12 protein-coding genes are annotated in these 16,559 nt (G+C 66.0%); 9 read left to right on the top strand and 3 right to left on the bottom strand.

All coding sequences use genetic code 11. The features are described 5' to 3' along the window. The first annotated feature begins 151 nt into the window (after positions 1-151). Positions 152-895, top strand: coding sequence for a glutaredoxin family protein (locus tag DT343_RS00805; RefSeq protein WP_181669092.1), 744 nt, complete (start codon positions 152-154; stop codon positions 893-895). Between the two features lie 27 nt (positions 896-922). Here the strand turns inward: DT343_RS00805 and lepA are convergent, their stop codons facing one another. Further along, on the bottom strand, positions 923-2,731 hold the full coding sequence (gene lepA, locus DT343_RS00800) for a translation elongation factor 4 (protein WP_112861375.1): 1,809 nt from the start codon (positions 2,729-2,731) through the stop codon (positions 923-925). A 169-nt stretch (positions 2,732-2,900) separates the two neighbouring features. On the opposite strand from lepA, the gene DT343_RS00795 reads away from it, so the two are divergent. From DT343_RS00795 to DT343_RS00785, 3 genes are all read left to right on the top strand, one after another. Further along, positions 2,901-4,046, top strand: coding sequence for an efflux RND transporter periplasmic adaptor subunit (locus DT343_RS00795; RefSeq protein WP_220116406.1), 1,146 nt, complete (start codon positions 2,901-2,903; stop codon positions 4,044-4,046). Between the two features lie 10 nt (positions 4,047-4,056). Next, positions 4,057-7,263, top strand: coding sequence for an efflux RND transporter permease subunit (locus DT343_RS00790; RefSeq protein WP_112861373.1), 3,207 nt, complete (start codon positions 4,057-4,059; stop codon positions 7,261-7,263). A gap of 403 nt (positions 7,264-7,666) precedes the next feature. Continuing rightward, the gene (locus tag DT343_RS00785) at positions 7,667-8,440 is read left to right on the top strand and encodes a hypothetical protein (protein WP_146756698.1); all 774 of its coding nucleotides are present in this window, start codon (positions 7,667-7,669) and stop codon (positions 8,438-8,440) included. 235 nt (positions 8,441-8,675) lie between these two features. On the opposite strand, the gene DT343_RS00780 is transcribed toward DT343_RS00785, so the two are convergent. Together DT343_RS00780 and nhaA are read right to left on the bottom strand one after the other, a co-directional pair. Then, the gene (locus DT343_RS00780; protein WP_112861371.1) at positions 8,676-11,315 is read right to left on the bottom strand and encodes a TonB-dependent receptor; all 2,640 of its coding nucleotides are present in this window, start codon (positions 11,313-11,315) and stop codon (positions 8,676-8,678) included. A 203-nt stretch (positions 11,316-11,518) separates the two neighbouring features. After that, positions 11,519-12,763, bottom strand: a complete 1,245-nt coding sequence (nhaA, locus tag DT343_RS00775) for a Na+/H+ antiporter NhaA (RefSeq protein ID WP_112861370.1) — start codon at positions 12,761-12,763, stop codon at positions 11,519-11,521. A gap of 214 nt (positions 12,764-12,977) precedes the next feature. Between nhaA and DT343_RS00770 the strand changes: the two genes are divergently transcribed. From DT343_RS00770 to DT343_RS00750, 5 genes are all read left to right on the top strand, one after another. Next, entirely contained in the window at positions 12,978-14,390 is a 1,413-nt protein-coding gene (locus tag DT343_RS00770; RefSeq protein ID WP_112861369.1) for a protein adenylyltransferase SelO, read from the top strand. A 123-nt stretch (positions 14,391-14,513) separates the two neighbouring features. Beyond that, positions 14,514-15,041 (top strand): DUF2975 domain-containing protein, encoded by a 528-nt coding sequence (locus DT343_RS00765; protein ID WP_112861368.1) that lies wholly within the window; start codon positions 14,514-14,516, stop codon positions 15,039-15,041. Positions 15,042-15,053: 12 nt separating this feature from the next. Next, entirely contained in the window at positions 15,054-15,272 is a 219-nt protein-coding gene (locus DT343_RS00760) for a helix-turn-helix domain-containing protein (protein ID WP_112861367.1), read from the top strand. Between the two features lie 211 nt (positions 15,273-15,483). Further along, the gene (locus DT343_RS00755) at positions 15,484-15,900 is read left to right on the top strand and encodes a DoxX family protein (RefSeq protein WP_039244781.1); all 417 of its coding nucleotides are present in this window, start codon (positions 15,484-15,486) and stop codon (positions 15,898-15,900) included. Positions 15,901-16,074: 174 nt separating this feature from the next. Beyond that, positions 16,075-16,557 carry a MerR family transcriptional regulator gene (locus DT343_RS00750; protein ID WP_039244783.1) on the top strand — a complete coding sequence of 161 codons (483 nt, stop codon included), beginning with the start codon at positions 16,075-16,077 and terminating at the stop codon, positions 16,555-16,557. Positions 16,558-16,559: the final 2 nt, after the last annotated feature.

Here is a 16,559-nt window from a genome sequence, read left to right as displayed (position 1 = left end):
ACGGGATCATTCCCCGTCAAAGCGATCAGGGTCGGCGGGACAAGGCGCCGACCCTGCGACCGAAGGCGGCTTGGCGACCCGGCGATGCCGTCAAGCAGCGCACCCCGATGGCCCTTTATGCGTTAAATGCACAACTGAAGGAGCGCGTTTGATGGCCGCCGAAAAGACCGCTGTCCTGTACCGGATGGTTATGGAAAAGCACGTTTGCCCCTGGGGTCTGCGCGCCAAACATCTGCTGAAGAGCCAGGGCTTCGTCGTCGACGACCGCTGGCTGACCACGCGCGAACAGACCGACGCCTTCAAGGCCGAGCATGGCGTCAAGACGACGCCCCAGACCTTCATCGACGGCCAAAGGATCGGCGGTTACGACGATCTCAGGCGGTTCCTGGGCAAGCCGGTCAAGGATCCGGACCGCAAGACCTATACGCCGGTGCTTGTCGTCTTCGCCGTCACGGCCCTGATGGCGATCGCCGCCAGCTACGCCGCCGGGACGCTGCTGACGATGCGGACCCCCGAATGGTTCATCGCCTTTTCCATGTGCGCCCTGGCGATGCTGAAGCTGCGGGATCTGGACGGGTTCGCCACCATGTTCCTGGGATACGACCTGCTGGCGCGACGCTGGGTGCCGTACGCCTACATCTATCCGTTCGTCGAGCTTGGGGCCGGCGTCCTGATGATCGCGAACGTGCTGACGTGGCTGTCGGCGCCGGCGGCCGCCTTCGTGGGCCTGATCGGCGGCTGGTCGGTGTTCAAGGCCGTCTACATCCAGAAACGCGAGCTGAAATGCGCCTGTGTCGGCGGCGACAGCAATGTGCCGTTGGGCTTCCTGTCTCTGACCGAAAACGTGATGATGGTCCTGATGGCGGCGTGGATGGGCTGGATGGCCTGGGCCTGAGGCCTCACCTCAGACCAGCAGCGCCGATCAATCTTCGTCCATCTTCAGGGCGGCGATGAAGGCTTCCTGAGGGATTTCGACCTTGCCGAACTGACGCATCCGCTTCTTGCCAGCCTTCTGCTTTTCCAAGAGCTTCTTCTTGCGGGTGGCGTCGCCGCCGTAGCATTTGGACGTCACGTCCTTGCGCAGGGCGCGGACGGTCTCGCGGGCGATGATCTTGCCGCCGATGGCCGCCTGGATCGGGATCTGGAACAGGTGGGGCGGGATCAGTTCCTTCATCTTCTCGACCATGCCCCGGCCGCGCGTCTCGGCGCGGGCGCGGTGGACCAGCATGGACAGGGCGTCGACCGGCTCGGCGTTCACAAGAATGGACATCTTCACCAGATCGCCGACCTTATATTCGGTGATCTCGTAGTCGAACGAGGCATAGCCCTTCGAGATCGACTTCAGCCGGTCGTAGAAGTCGAACACCACCTCGTTCAGCGGCAGCTCATAGACCACCATGGCGCGGGCGCCCACGTAGGACAGCTCCACCTGATTGCCGCGACGGTCCTGACACAGCTTGATGACGCCGCCCAGGTATTCGTCGGGGGTCAGGATGGTGGCCTTGATCCAGGGCTCGGCGATCGTCTCGATCTGCATCACGTCGGGCAGGTCAGCCGGGTTGTGCAGGTCCATTTCGGAGCCGTCGCGCAGGCCGATCTTGTAGACGACGGACGGCGCCGTGGCGATCAGGTCGAGGTTGAACTCACGGCTGAGGCGTTCCTGGATGATCTCCAGGTGCAGCAAACCCAAAAAGCCGCAGCGGAAGCCGAAGCCCAGCGCCGCCGAGCTTTCCATCTCATAGGTAAAGGAGGCGTCGTTCAGGCGCAGCTTGCCGATCGCGGCGCGCAGGTCCTCGAAGTCGGCGGCGTCCACCGGGAACAGGCCGCAGAAGACCACCGACTGGACTTCCTTGAACCCCTTCAGCGGCTCGGCGGTCGGCTTCTTCTCATCGGTGATGGTGTCGCCGACGGCGGCGTGGGCGACTTCCTTGATCTGGGCGGTGATGAAGCCGACCTCGCCGGGACCAAGCTGGTCCACGGGCGTGTTCTTGGGCAGGAAGACGCCGACACGGTCGATCAGGTGGGTCGAGCCGTTGCGCATCATCTTGACCCGCATGCCGGTCTTCAGCACGCCGTCGAAGACCCGCACCAGCACGACGACGCCGAGGTAAGGGTCGTACCAGGCGTCGACCAGCATGGCCTTCAGCGGCGCGTTCACGTCCCCCTTGGGCGCCGGCAGCTTGGTGACGATGGCCTCCAGCACCTCCTCGATGCCGATGCCGGACTTGGCGCTGGCCAGGACCGCTTCGGAGGCGTCGATGCCGATTACGTCCTCGATCTGGGCGCGCACGCGGTCCGGCTCGGCGGCCGGCAGATCGACCTTGTTCAGGACCGGGACGATCTCGTGGTTGTTGTCGATGGCCTGATAGACATTGGCCAGGGTCTGGGCCTCGACCCCTTGCGAGGCGTCCACGACCAGCAGCGAGCCTTCGCAGGCGGCCAGGGAGCGGCTGACCTCATAGGCGAAGTCCACGTGGCCCGGCGTGTCCATCAGGTTCAGGATATAGTCCTGCCCGTCCTTGGCCCGATAGGTCAGGCGCACGGTCTGGGCCTTGATGGTGATGCCCCGTTCCTTCTCGATCTCCATATTGTCGAGCACCTGCTCGGACATCTCGCGCGCGGTCAGGCCGCCGGTGTGCTGGATCAGGCGGTCGGACAGGGTCGACTTGCCATGATCGATGTGCGCGACCACGCTGAAGTTGCGAATGTTCGAGATCGGGGGAGTCGTCATCCGCGCGCCCCTATCACGCGCGGGCGCCGGGGACCAGACGCGGCACGATCCGCAGCCAGCACGACCGCGTATTACAGCTTGGCAATGATGGCGTTTGTCTTTGAGCGCGGCCCTGGGACGCTATAAGGGAAACAGCCATCGCCTGATCGCTCTTCAAGGACGTTTTTCCGTGCTCCAGACGACCCGACCCACATTTCTGGCCGGTGCGGCCGTTCTGGCCGTCCTGGTGCTGGCCGGCTGCGGCGGCGGAGACGACAAGAAGGCCGACGGCAAGGAGGCGGCCGGCGCGCGCCAGACCGTGACCGCCGCGACCGTGACCCAGATCAACCTGGCCCGCACCGTCAACGCGTCAGGCTCCGTCTCCGCCTGGGAAGAGGTGCCGGTGGCGGCCGAGACCGGCGGCCTGACCGCCGTCGCCGTCTATGTGGACGAAGGCTCCTACGTGCGTCAGGGCCAGCCGCTGGTGCAGATGAACGACGTCCTGCTGCGCGCCCAGCTGCGCCAGCAGCAGGCCCAGGTGCAACTGGCCGAGGCCAATGTGGCGCGCGACAACGCCGCGCTTGATCGCGCGCAGCAGCTGAAGGAACGCGGCTTCCTCAGCCAGGCGTCGCTGGACACGGCCCTGGCGAACCAGCGCAGCTCGAACGCCAATCTGGCCGCCGCCCGCGCGGCCCTGAGCCAGACCCAGACCCAGCTGTCGCAGGCGACCATCCGCGCGCCCGTCGGCGGAATGATCATCAGCCGCAGCGTCACCAAGGGCCAGATCATCGCCGCCGGGACCGAACTGTTCCGCATGGTGCGTGACGGCCGGCTGGAACTGGACGCCCAGGTGCCGGAGACCGAACTGTCCCTGGTCCGCGCCGGACAGTCGGCGATCGTGACCTCCAGCGAGGCCGGTCAGACCACCGGCTCGGTTCGCATCGTCACGCCCGAGGTCAATGCGCAGACCCGCCTGGGCCTGGCTCGCATCTCCCTGGCGCCCGGCGCCCAGCTGCGACCCGGCATGTTCGCCCGCGCCGAGATCGCCGTCGGCGATCAGCCCGCCCTGGTCGTGCCGGCCTCGGCGGTCGTCTATCGCGAGGCCAAGGCCGGCGTCTATGTCGTAGGCCAGGGCGATGTCGTCCGCTTCGTCCCGGTCACGACCGGGGTTCGCAGCGGCGACCGCGTCGCGGTCACGGGCGTCCAGGCCGGTCAGCGCGTGGTGGTCCAGGGCGCAGGCTTCCTGGGCGAAGGCGACCATGTGACGGTGGCCCCGGCGACGGCGGCGCCGCAGCCGGCGACGCCCGCCGCCCCCGCCGCTGCAGCCGCGCGCTAGGATCGGACCGATGGGCTTTCAGAACATCTCGTCCTGGTCGATCAGGAACCCGATCCCCATCGTCCTGCTGTTCGTCGTCCTGACGATCGCGGGGACGATGAGCTATTTCAAACTCAGGACGAACAACTTCCCCGACGTGGATCTGCCGGTCGTCGCCGTGACGGTGGTTCAGGCCGGCGCCGCCCCGACCGAGATGGAGACGCAGGTCACACGCCTGGTCGAGGATGCGGTGGCGGGCCTGGGCTCGGTCAAGCACATCACCTCGGTCGTCAACGAGGGGGTGTCGACCACCTCGATCGAATTCCAGCTGGGCGTGAACCTGGAGAAGGTCACCAACGACGTTCGCAACGCCGTCAGCGGCATCCGACAGAACCTGCCCGCCGACGTGCAGGAACCGATCGTCCAGCGCATTGAGTTCACCGCCATCCCCTTCGCCAACTATGTGGTGCGGGCGCCGGGCATGAGCCCGGAGGAGCTGAGCTGGTTCGTCGACAACACCGTGGCCAAACGCCTGTTGTCGGTGCGCGGCGTCAGCCAGATCAGCCGTGACGGCGGCGTCAGCCGTGAAATCCGCATCAAGCTAGACCCCGCGCGGCTCGCCGCCTCGGGCGTGACGGCGGCCCAGGTGTCAAACCAGCTGCGCGCCTCCAACATCAACCTGCCGGGCGGCCGCGGCGAGATCGCGGGCGAGGAGCAGGCCATCCGCACCGTCGGATCGGCCAAGTCGGTCGAACAGCTGCGCGAGACCCTGATCCCCATCGGCAGCCGCAGCGTGCGCCTGGGCGACCTGGGCCAGATCACCGACGAATGGTCCGAGCCGCGCGGCCGCGCCCGCTTCAACGGTCAGGAAGTCGTCGGCTTCGGCGTCTCGCGCGCCATCGGCTCGTCCGAGGTGGACGTCTATGACCGCGTCAAGGCCGAGATCGAGAAGCTGGACCAGGAGCGCGGCGACGTCGCGATCGAGGAGGTGGCCAACACCACCGAGGACGTCGTCAACAACTTCCACGCCTCGGTCGAGACCCTGGTGCTGGGCGCCCTGCTGGCGATCGCGGTCGTCTTCATCTTCCTGCGGGACTGGCGCGCGACCCTGATCGCGGCGGTGGCCATGCCGCTGTCGCTGATCCCGACCTTCTGGGTGATGGACCTGACGAACCAGTCGCTGAACGTCGTGACGCTGCTGGCCCTGTCGCTGACAATCGGCATCCTGGTGGACGACGCCATCGTGGAGATCGAGAACATCGTCCGCCACATCCGCGACGGCAAGGCCCCCTACCCCGCCGCCATCGAGGCGGCCGACGAGATCGGCCTGGCGGTCATGGCGACGACGGCGACCCTGGTGGCGGTGTTCGCCCCCACCGGCTTCATGCCCGGCGTCGTGGGCCAGTTCTTCAAGAGCTTCGCCATCGCCACCTGCGTCAGCGTTCTATTCTCGCTGCTCGTGGCGCGGACCCTGACGCCCCTGATGGGCGCCTATCTGCTGAAGCGCGACCAGGGCAAGGAGCACAAGGAGCCCTTCTGGATGGGGCCCTATCTGAAGGCCCTGAACTGGGCGCTGGGCGACGACTGGCGCAAGCGCCGCGCCGAGCACCATCCGCGCGCAAGCTGGTTCCGCCGCAAGGTCGCGGACCGGATATTCGATCACCGGCTGTGGGTGCTGGGGATGGGCGTACTGTTCTTCATCCTGTCGATCATTCTGGCGACGAAGCTGCCGGGCGAGTTCATTCCGGTCGAGGACATCTCGCGCTCCACCGTGACGGTCCAGTTGCCGCCGGGCGCGACCCTGGCCGAGACGGATTCCGCCGTGCAGCGCATCAACCGCGAACTGATGAAACGGCCCGAGGTCGAGTCGGTCTATTCGTCCGTCGGTTCGGCGACGACCAGCTTCGGCCCCGGCGGCGGCGGCTCGGCCGGCGAAGTGCGCAGCGCCAACCTGACCGTCAATCTGGTCGGGCGCTGGGATCGCAAGCTGAGCCAGCAGGAATTCGAGCGCGACATGGGGCCGGTGCTGCGCCAGATCCCCGGTGCGCGGATCCAGTTCGGCGCCGCAGGCGGCGGCGGTGGGTCCAGCCTCCTGACCATCGCCCTGGTCGGGGACGACCCCAATGTTCTTGAGCCCGCGGCCGCCAAGGTCGAGCGCGAGATGCGCAGCATTCCCGGCCTGTCCAATGTGGTGTCCTCGGCGTCGCTGGTGCGCCCGGAAATCCTGGTCACGCCGCGCGCCGACATCGCCGCCCTGCAAGGGGTGTCGACCCAAGACATCAGCCAGGTGGCGCGTGTCGCCACCCTGGGCGACGCCGATCAGCTTTTGCCCAAGTTCAACCTGGGCGACCGTCAGGTGCCGATCCGCGTCATGCTGACGGAACAGGCGCGCTCGGATCTGGGCGTGCTGGAGAACCTTCAGGTGCCGACGGCGTCGGGCGCGACGGTGCCCCTGTCGGCGGTGGCGGACATCACCTTCGGTGCAGGCCCCAACCAGATCAATCGCCTGGACCGACTGCGGGTCGCCAACATCACCGCCGAACTGACCGGCCTGACGCTGAGCCAAGGGACGCAGGCGGTGAACGATCTGCCGGCGATCAAGTCGCTGCCGCAGGGGGTCAGCCAGAAGCCATCGGGCGACGCCGAAAGCTTCCAGGAGCTGGGCATGGGCTTCGCCTTCGCCATCATCACCGGCATTCTGCTGATGTATGTCGTGCTGGTCCTGCTGTTCAAAAGCTTCTTCCACCCGATCACCATCCTGGCGGCGCTTCCGGTGTCGTTCGGCGGCGCCTTCTTCCTGCTGCTGGTGACGGGCAAGTCGCTGTCGATGCCGGCCCTGATCGGCATCATCATGCTGACCGGGATCGCGGCGAAGAACTCCATCCTGCTGGTCGACTACGCCATCATGGCCATCGACAAGGGGATGAACCGTCACGACGCGCTGATGGACGCCGCCCACAAGCGGGCGCGGCCGATCATCATGACGACCATGGCGATGGGACTGGGGATGCTGCCGATCGCCGCGGCGTTCGGCGAAGGCACCGCCTTCCGCTCCCCCATGGCCATCGCGGTCATCGGGGGGCTGATCACCTCGACCGCCCTGTCGCTGCTGTTCGTCCCGGTGGTGTTCAGCCTGATCGACGGGGTGAAGCGCCGCCTGGAAGGCCGAATGGACAAGATGTTCCACGGCCAGCACGGACATGAAGAACCGGTCGCGACGGAGGATCGCCCGGCCTGATGCGCCCACGATGAGCGTGTAACAAAAGGCCCGGCGGAGCGATCCGACCGGGTCTTTCTTTGGGCGGCTTAGAACTGGTCACGTTCACACGAGGCGTTTCTCGTTGCCGTCCCGGAAATCGGGTCGGCTGCAGCGATCCGTTATGTGCCATTTTGGCACCCGCCAAGCTTCCAAGAGTCCGGACCGATGTTGCGCGAATGCCGTTCGCGGCCTACAGACGAATGGTTAATCGACGTTAGCCAAATCGTTGATTCGTCCCGGTCTGGGACGGCACGCATCTTGGATAGCGAAGGTTGGCAGGACGGGTGGAAAAAACCGTTCTGGTCAATGCTGGGGGGAGCTTGGAGGCCAAGCGACCGCTGAACACACAACGGCGAAAATCATTCGCTTGGAGAGAATACTCATGAAACTCGCTTCCCTTATGGCTGGCGCTGCGGCGCTGGCGCTCGTCGCCGCTCCGGCCATGGCCGGAACTGTCAACCAAGGCGCTGCTGTCGGCGGCTTCTCGAAGGGCATGTACGGCGCTTACACGTCGGCCAACGGCACGACCGATATGGGCTTCATCGACTTCGTCAAGACCAATGGCCTTGGCGGTCAAGACAGCGGCATCTCGGTCTTCACCGCGACCGGCAGCTCGGCCAACAACAACGGCACGGCGTCGAACAATGACGGCGCGACCTTCACCCTGAAGGGTGCTGTATCGACGGACTGCGCCTATTACACCGGCAACGCCTCGACCACGATCGACTTCGGCACCATCGGCATCTACGCCTCGGACGACACCGGCCCGGCCAACGCCTTTGACATGACCGCTCCGGCCAACGTCACCATCGACACCAACCTGGCCGGCTGCAACACGTCCAACACCGTCACCGTGTCCAAGAACGACATCCGCGGCCTGGTGAACAACTCGGGCGCCGGTTACGACTCCAACGTCTTCCAGGCCAACCTGCCTTACTCGGTCACCGGCACCTACACCGCCGGCGCCGTCGGCTCCACGGCCGCCGCGACCAACGGCAACTACATCAACCTGGCCGCCAACGCCAACTCCACCAGCGCCAGCCACGGCGCCTGGAAGTCGGCCATGGCCCTGAACGTGAACATCCCCGTTCCGTCCAAGTCGCTGCTCGCCGGCGCCTATGAAGGCCAGCTGACCGTCAATATCCAAGCCTTCTGATCTTCAGAACGACTTGAGAAACGGCGACAGGGGGCCCTCCGGGCCCCCTGTTTGCGTTTGGCGTCCTATCATCACGAAGGCGAGAAGACACCCCGCTCAAGCTGCGGCGGATTGAGGACCCATTTCCGGCCGCCTTTGAGACCGGACGGCCAAGACCCTTGACTTTAGCGCCTACGAGAAAGGGCCGGCCGGTCTCCCGGTCGGCCCTTGGTCGGTCAGCCTTGAGGGCCGGCGATCAGTATTTGACCTTCAGCGTCACGCCGTAAGTGCGCGGGGCGCCGAGGTAGGCGTTATACGTCGCCGTGTCGGTGGCCATATTATAGTAGGTGCCGTCCGCCTGCGGCGTCGTGGTGTTGGCGAAGGCCGTACCCTGCAGCGGGGCGGCGAAGCCGACCTGGGTGTATTCTTCTTCCAGCAGGTTCTGGCCCCAGACCTCCAGCGTCCAGCGCTCGTCGGCCGAACCGATAGAGACCCGGCCGTTGACGACGGTGAAGGCGTCCTGGTTCTTGTACGGCAGCAGGTCCGAGCCGGTGTTGTATTCGGTCGAATATTTGGCCGACAGGTTGAAGCCGCCGCGCAGGCCGCCGCCCAGTTCGCGGTCGAACGCCAGTGCGCCGGTCAGCGACCATTCCGGAGCAAACGAAGCACGCGCGCCCGGCAGCAGCGACAGCTGCGGGAAGCGGCCGGGGCTGGACAGGTCGCCCGCGCCGAACACGCCGTATTTGGCGTCGGTGTAGGTCACGCCGCCCTGGAAGCTCAGGCCCTCGACCGGGGTGAACCAGACCATGTCGGCGTCGACGCCGCGCGATTTCAGCTCGGGAATCGATTCCACCACGAAGGCGGTGCCCAGGAAGGTGTTCAGCTGGAAGTTCTCGAACTTCTGATCGAAGTAGGTGACGTTCAGCAGCATGGTGCGGTCGAACAGGGTCGTCTTGACGCCCGCTTCATAGCTGTCGACCGTCTCGGCGGCGAAGAACAGCGAGGCGTCCGGCGTCACGCCCGTCTGCACCCGGTCCATATTGTAGCCCGCGCCCTTGTAGCCGCGAGCGTACGAGCCATAGACCATGATCGACGGGTTGAAGCGGTAGGACGCCTTGATGGTGCCCGAGATGTCGGTGTCGCTGAACTTCTCCTGGATCCGGCGACCGTCATACAGCGGGTTGGACCAGGGCAGGCACAGCAGGCCGAGGGCAGCGGCCGGGGTGCGGACGTTGGCCGTGCCGGGGATGCCGGACGCTGGGAGCGTGGGAGCCAGGTTGTTGGCCAGGGCGCCGCCGCAGGCTGCACCGTTGGAGCCCAGATTGTCCTGGATGCCCAGCAGGCGCTTGCTGTCGTAGGTGTAGCGCAGACCCAGGTTGATATCGAAGGCCTCGGTCACCCGATAGGTGTTGTTGGTGAAGACGGCGACCGATTCCGAACGCTGCGAATAATGGTCCTCATACGCCTTGCCGGCCGCGAAGGTCGGGGCCGCGGCGCTGGGCGGCACCGCGCCGATCACGCACAGCGGCTGGCCCGCGGCCGCGCCGGCGGTGCCGACGAGGAAGCCGTTCGGATTGGTGAAGCAGCCCAGGCGCGACGGGCTGGGGCCGCCCACGGCCGCCGGCAGCGAGGCCGTCAGCAACAGGGAGGCGAAGGCGTTGTAGTCCGAGCCATAGACATAGCTGTCGTCGCGGTAGACGCCTTCCTTGGTGGCGAACAGACCGACCAACCAGTCCAGCTTGTCCGAGGTGCCGGCCAGGCGGAACTCCTGCGTCAGGTTGTCGACGCCGTAGCCGTTGGAGCCGTCGTTGGCGCGGTACAGGATGTCGGCGCCGGTGTAGTCGAGGTCCATCCCCTGCTGGAACGACCAGTCGCGCCACGAGGTTTGCGACGTCAGGGTGGCGTTGATGCTGGGGAAGTCGATGGTCGCTTCCGCCGACAGACCCATGTCCTCGATCTCTTGCGGCGTCTCGCGGTTCGAATAGGCCAGACGCGAGAAGGGCACCGTACCGAAGCCGGCGACAGGCGGACGCTGGCCCGGGCCGTTCGGCGCGGTCAGGGCGGCGATGAAGGCCTGCGACGGGCCGACGCGCGTCTGCACGGCGACGCAGCAGTATTCCTCGCGCTTGGTGTAGTCGGCGATCAGGCGCACCGAGACGTCGTCGCTGGGCAGGATCAGCAGTTGGCCGCGCGTGGTCCAGTAGTCCTGGGTCTGGTCGTCCTTGCGGGTGTTGGGGCCGTCGCCGTTGTTGACGTCGTAGAAGCCGTCACGCTCGCGGTGCGCGACGAACAGGCGACCCGCGATCTGGTCGGTCAGGCCGCCCGTGACGGAGACCGAACCGCCGATGGCGCCGAAGTTGCCGCCGGTCAGTTCGCCCGAGATCGACGGATCGAACGAGGGGCGCTCGGTGATGATGTTGATGACGCCGGCCGAGGTGTTCTTACCGAACAGGGTGCCCTGCGGGCCCTTCAGCACCTCGATGCGGCTCAGTTCGCCCAGATCGCCGAAGCCGACCGAGTTGCGCGAGCGATAGACGCCGTCGATCACGACGCCGACCGAGCTTTCCAGGCCGGGGTTGTCGCCGACGGTGCCGGCGCCGCGAATACGGACGGTGGTCGAGGCTTCCGACTGGGTCGAGGTGACGGTCATGCCCGGCGTCAGGATCTGCAGATCCTTGATGTCCTGCACGCCCGCGCCGTCCAGGATTTCCTGCGACAGGGTCGTGACCACGATCGGCACGTCCTGCAGGCTCTGCTCACGTTTCTGGGCGGTGACGATGATGTCATCGACGCTGGCGGGCGCTTCCTGCGCGGCGGCGACGCCGGCGAATCCCATGACGGCGGCGCCCATGACGGCGGCGGACACAGTGGTCCTGAGTTGAAGATTGCGGCGCATAGGCGTCCTCCCGGCTGAAGCCGCGACGCCATTGGCGATCGCAGCGTTTCCTGTTCCCTCGACGTCCCCTACGTGGGGGATCATTCGTTAGGGACAGGCTAAGCGCGGTTCGGGCCGACCGACAAGCGAGCGTTGTTACCCGCGACGATTTTTCGCCGTGGATTCGCCTTTGTGTGTCGAGGAAGCGACAGAAAACCCTGACGCTAGGTCAGTTTTTGCCCGTCTTTCGGTCCCAGAGGCTCCACTTCAGGGTGCAGGGCGGCGGGATCCATCTGGCGGCCCCGACCGGCGAAACCCAGCACCAGGGCCGCCGCGATCGCGGACAGGATCGAGCCGCCGATGACGCCCAGCTTGACCTCGACCTGTTCGGGCGAATCGACCGCGCCGGGGAAGGCCAGGACGCCGATGAACAGACTCATGGTGAAGCCGACCCCGCACAACAGGGAGACGCCATAGACTTGCAGCCAGCTGGCGCCCGTCGGCCGTGCGCCGATCCTCAGCGCGGAGGCCAGCCAGGCGGCGCCCAGGACGCCGATCTGCTTGCCGAAGAACAGGCCCAGCGCGATGGCGATGACCAGGGGCGCGAACGCCTGCTCCAGCGACAGGCCGGCGAAGGAGACGCCCGCCTTGGCGAAGGCGAACAGCGGCAGAACCAAAAAGGCGTTCCACGGATGCAGATCGTGCATCGCCTCCTTCAGCGGGCTCTGACCGTCTTCGGCCCGGCCCTTGATCGGCACGATCATGGCGAAGGCCACGGCGGTCAGGGACGTGCTGAGCCCCGACAGCACCGTCAGATACCAGACCAGGGCGAACCCCAGCACCCAGAACGGTGCAGGGATGCGGATGCGGTGCGCCGCGACCGCACCGATCGCCAGCGCGCCCAGCGCCCAGAACAACGGCGTCCAGTTCGCACCCTCGCTGAACAGCACGGCGATCAGGGCGATGGCCCCAAGGTCGTCGACGATGGCGAGGGTCAGCAGGAAGACCCGCAACGACGACGGCAAGCCCTTGCCCACGAAGCCGAAGATGGCCAACGCAAAGGCGATGTCGGTCGCCAGCGGGATGGGCCAGCCGGCATGCGGCGCGCCGATGGCGCCGGAGAGCAGCAGATAGACCGCCGCCGGCCCCGCCATGCCGCCAAGCGCGGCCAGCACCGGCGTCGCCAGCTTCTTCGGATCGCTGAGTTCGCCGCGTACGATCTCGTATTTGATCTCCAGCCCCACCACGAGGAAGAAGATCGCCATCAGACCTTCCTTGATCCAGTCGGAGATCGTCTCCTCCAGACGGATCGGGCCGATCTGCAAGACGTGGTAGCTCTTCAGCCAGGCGAAATAGTCGGCCGACCAGGGCGAGTTGGCGATCGCCACGGCGGCGATGGCGGCCAGCGCTAGGGCCGAGCCGGATGCGGCCTCGGTCTTGAGGAAATCGAGTGTCAGTTTGCGCGCCACGGCGGCCTCCTAGCGAACGGAAGTTTCGTCGTGACGCCAGGTTATCGACGGGCGTCGGACCGGATTCGTCGCTCGAGTGTCGAGCGCGCCAGCCTGGCCGCGCGGCGCGACCTGATCTCTGAGCACAAGAATACGGAACCCGGAAGAAGGTTCAACCCCAACCGTCGCCGTACGACGACTTGCGAAACCGGCGCGGCCGCCGCACCTAACCCCTATGCCCGTCTCCTCCGCCTACCGCCCCGAACCGCGCTTCTTTGACTTGGGCGCGGACTATGCCGATGCGGTTCAGGCCGCGGACTTTCCGAAGACGATCATGCGGTTTCGAAACGACCGCGCGGCGGCCGAGGTCGGGCTGGAGGGGTTGAGCGAGGCGGAATGGATCGCCGCATTCGGGCGGTTCGAGCCCCTGCCGGGGCAGCCCGGTCCAATCGCCATGCGCTATCACGGGCATCAATTCCGGCACTACAATCCCGATCTGGGCGACGGGCGCGGGTTCCTGGCGGCGCAGATGCGCGACGCCTCGGGTCGGCTGATGGATTTGGGAACGAAGGGCACCGGCCAGACGCCCTGGTCGCGCGGCGGCGATGGGCGACTGACGCTGAAGGGCGGGGTGCGCGAGGTGCTGGCGGCGACGATGCTGGAGGCGCAAGGCGTCCCGACCAGCCGCGCCTTTTCGCTGATCGAGACCGGCGAGGCGCTGGAGCGCGGAGACGAGCCGTCGCCGACGCGGTCCGCCGTTCTGGTGCGGCTGTCGCACAGCCATGTGCGGTTCGGGACGTTCCAACGCGCGGCCTATCTGGGGCGCAAGGACCAGATCGAGGCGCTGATCGAACATGTGCGCAGCCTGTATCATCCGGACGTGGCGGCCGGCGATGCGCCCGGTCTGCTGCGGGCTGTCGTTGAGGCCTCGGCGAAACTGACGGCGCGGTGGATCGCGGCAGGGTTCGTGCACGGGGTTCTGAACACAGACAATCTGAACGTCACGGGCGAAAGCTTCGACTACGGCCCCTGGCGGTTCCTGCCCGAATACGACCCGTCCTTCACCGCCGCCTATTTCGATCAGACAGGCCTCTACGCCTTCGCGCGTCAGCCCGAGGCCGTGTTCTGGAACCTGACGCAGCTGGCCGGATGCCTGAAACTGGTCGCCGAAGTCGAGCCGTTGACGGATGCGCTGAACGGCTTCGGTCCCGCCTATATCCGCGAACTGCGCGCCGCCTTTTTGATGCGGTTGGGCGTCCACAGCCTGGGCGAGGCGGCGGATCAGCGGCTGGTCGATACGACCCTGGCCCTGCTGCGCGAAGGCGGCGCGTCCCTGCGGTGGGAGCCGCTGTTCTTCGACTGGTTCGGGGGCTTCGCCTCCTCGGCGCGCGCCTTGTCGGGACCGCGCGCGAAACATTACCAGGGCGAGGCCTTCGACGCCTTCCGCTTCGCCCTGATGGAACACGAACCGGACCGGATCGAACGGCTGGAACATCCGATGTTCGCCGCGCGCGAACCGGAGGAGATGCTGATCGGCGAGGTCGAGGCGATCTGGGCCGCCATCGCGGACGCCGACGACTGGACGCCCTTCCATGCCAAGCTGGATCGGTTGGAGGCGGCGCGTCTGGCCTGGGGCTTCACCGCCTGAAGCCGAACCTTACGAAAGCTTCATCTCGTTTATCGATAATGTTCTTGCCCGTTTATCGATAAATCCATATCGATAGTCACCAAGGCGGTCGCGGAGGGCGACCCGAAGGGAAGGGCTTTCGAGATGAAGATGATCGGTAAATATTCCGTCGCCAGCGCGCTGCGTTGGCTGCTGGGCTTCGTCAATGTGTTCGTGATGATCGGCGCTGTCGCCACCATCCTGGTCTTCCTGTTCACCCTGATCGTGCCGAGCTTCGGCGCCGGCCTGATCGACGGGCTGAAGGGCGTCAGCGTCGAGCCGCACAGCAACCTGCAATGGACAGGTCGTCTAACCCTGCTGGGCGCGGCGATGGCCTGCGGCTTCACCTGGTGGATCATCAACCGGCTGCGGCGCATCCTGCTGTCGGTCAATCAGGGCGACGCGTTCGAGTTCGCCAACGTCAAGCGGCTGCAAGGCGTGGGTCTGGGCCTGATCGGCATTCAGCTGACGGCGCTGCTGCTGGTCTTCGTCGCCCCGCAGAGCATCGGCCAGTCGCCGTCCGACTATGACTTCGACCTGGGCTCCTGGCTGGGCATTCTGGTGGTCTTCATCCTGGCCGAGGTGTTCCGGCAGGGGTCGGCCATGCGCGACGAACAGCTGACCACGGTCTGAGGAGCGCGCGCCATGATCATGATCCAACTGGACCGGCTGCTGCTCGAACGCCGGATGTCCCTGACCGAACTGTCCGACCGCGTCGGCGTCACCCTGGCCAATCTGTCGATCCTGAAGACCGGCAAGGCCCGCGCGGTGCGCTTCTCCACCCTGGACGCCCTGTGCCGCGAACTGGACTGCCAGCCTGGCGACCTGATCGCCCAGACGCCGGGGCCGCAGCCCGAAGACTGAAATCGCCCGTCGCAAATCCTTGTGGGGCATTGGGAATCGGCCCAATGCCCCCGGCCCGTAACAGAAAGTCATCAACTGATGTCATCAGTTGATGTCATCGCATGATGACAACCGTCTGAAGCGCCGCTATATAGGCTTCAGCGAACGGCTCCCCGGGGAACGCCCCCAAGGCCGGATCGCAGCCGTTCATGACCTTCAGGCGTCCTCCCCGATGACCACCTCGACCTTCACCACCGCGCCGTCGCGCAACCGCGCCGCCTACGCCAACATCGCCCTTTGGACGCTGCAGGGCTGGATCGCGATGTTCTTCATCGCCGCCGGCTACGCCAAGCTGACCGAGCCGATGACCAACCTCATCAATCTGATGGGCTGGCCCGCCGTCGCGCCCGAGAACATGGTGCGCGGCCTGGGCGTGGTCGAGATCGTGCTGGCCATGGGCGTGCTGAGCCCGCTGATCTCGTGGCGAGTGGGTCGCCCCCTGCTGCTGACGGCGACGGTCGGCCTGATCGTCATGGAAGCGACCATGATGACGATCCATGCGCTGAGCCAGGACTTCGGCCTGGCGGCGGTCAACGCGGTCCTGCTGGCCATCACCGTCCCGGTGCTACTGGGCCGCCGCAAAGCGTAACCTGAAAAAGATCGAACGCCGGACCCTCTCCCCCCTCCAGTCCGGCGTTTGCGCCCGGAGCTTCCCCCCAGGCTCCGGGCTTTTTCATGCCTGATCGTCAGCAAGAGAGAAAAGCTTACCCTTACGTGCGCGTAAGCCTCTTCCCTTTACGCGCACGTCAAGTTATGAAGGCGTATGGCCACCGCCGACGACCACCGCACCTATTCCATTCGCCAGCTGTGCCGCGAATTCGGCGCCACGGCGCGCGCGCTTCGATTCTATGAGGACAAGGGCCTGCTGACGCCCGCGCGCAAGGGCCAGACCCGCGTCTATGACGCGCGCGATCGCGCCCGGCTGAAACTGATCCTGAGGGGCCGCCGCATCGGCTTCACCCTTCAGGAGATCCAGGACATGATGGATCTCTATGATCAGAAGGATCACAACGTCCACCAGATGGCCGTGGCCCTGGTGCGGCACCGCGCCCAGATCGCGGCGCTGAAACAGCAGCTTGAAGACATCGAAGGCGCCATCGAGACGGCCGAACAGGCCTGCGCCTGGATGGAATCCAAACTGTCCGAACACCGCCCCGACCTGCTGCCGGGCGCCGAAGACTATGAGAAGCTGCTGCGCGCGCGTCTCAACCACGACCACCACCACCCCTTCAAAGCAAGAGCGTAATC

Origin of the sequence: Brevundimonas vesicularis (assembly GCF_900445985.1) — a bacterium.
Lineage (GTDB): Bacteria > Pseudomonadota > Alphaproteobacteria > Caulobacterales > Caulobacteraceae > Brevundimonas > Brevundimonas vesicularis_D.
Note: the sequence above shows the minus strand (reverse complement) of the source record. Positions and strands in the feature narration are given on the sequence as shown.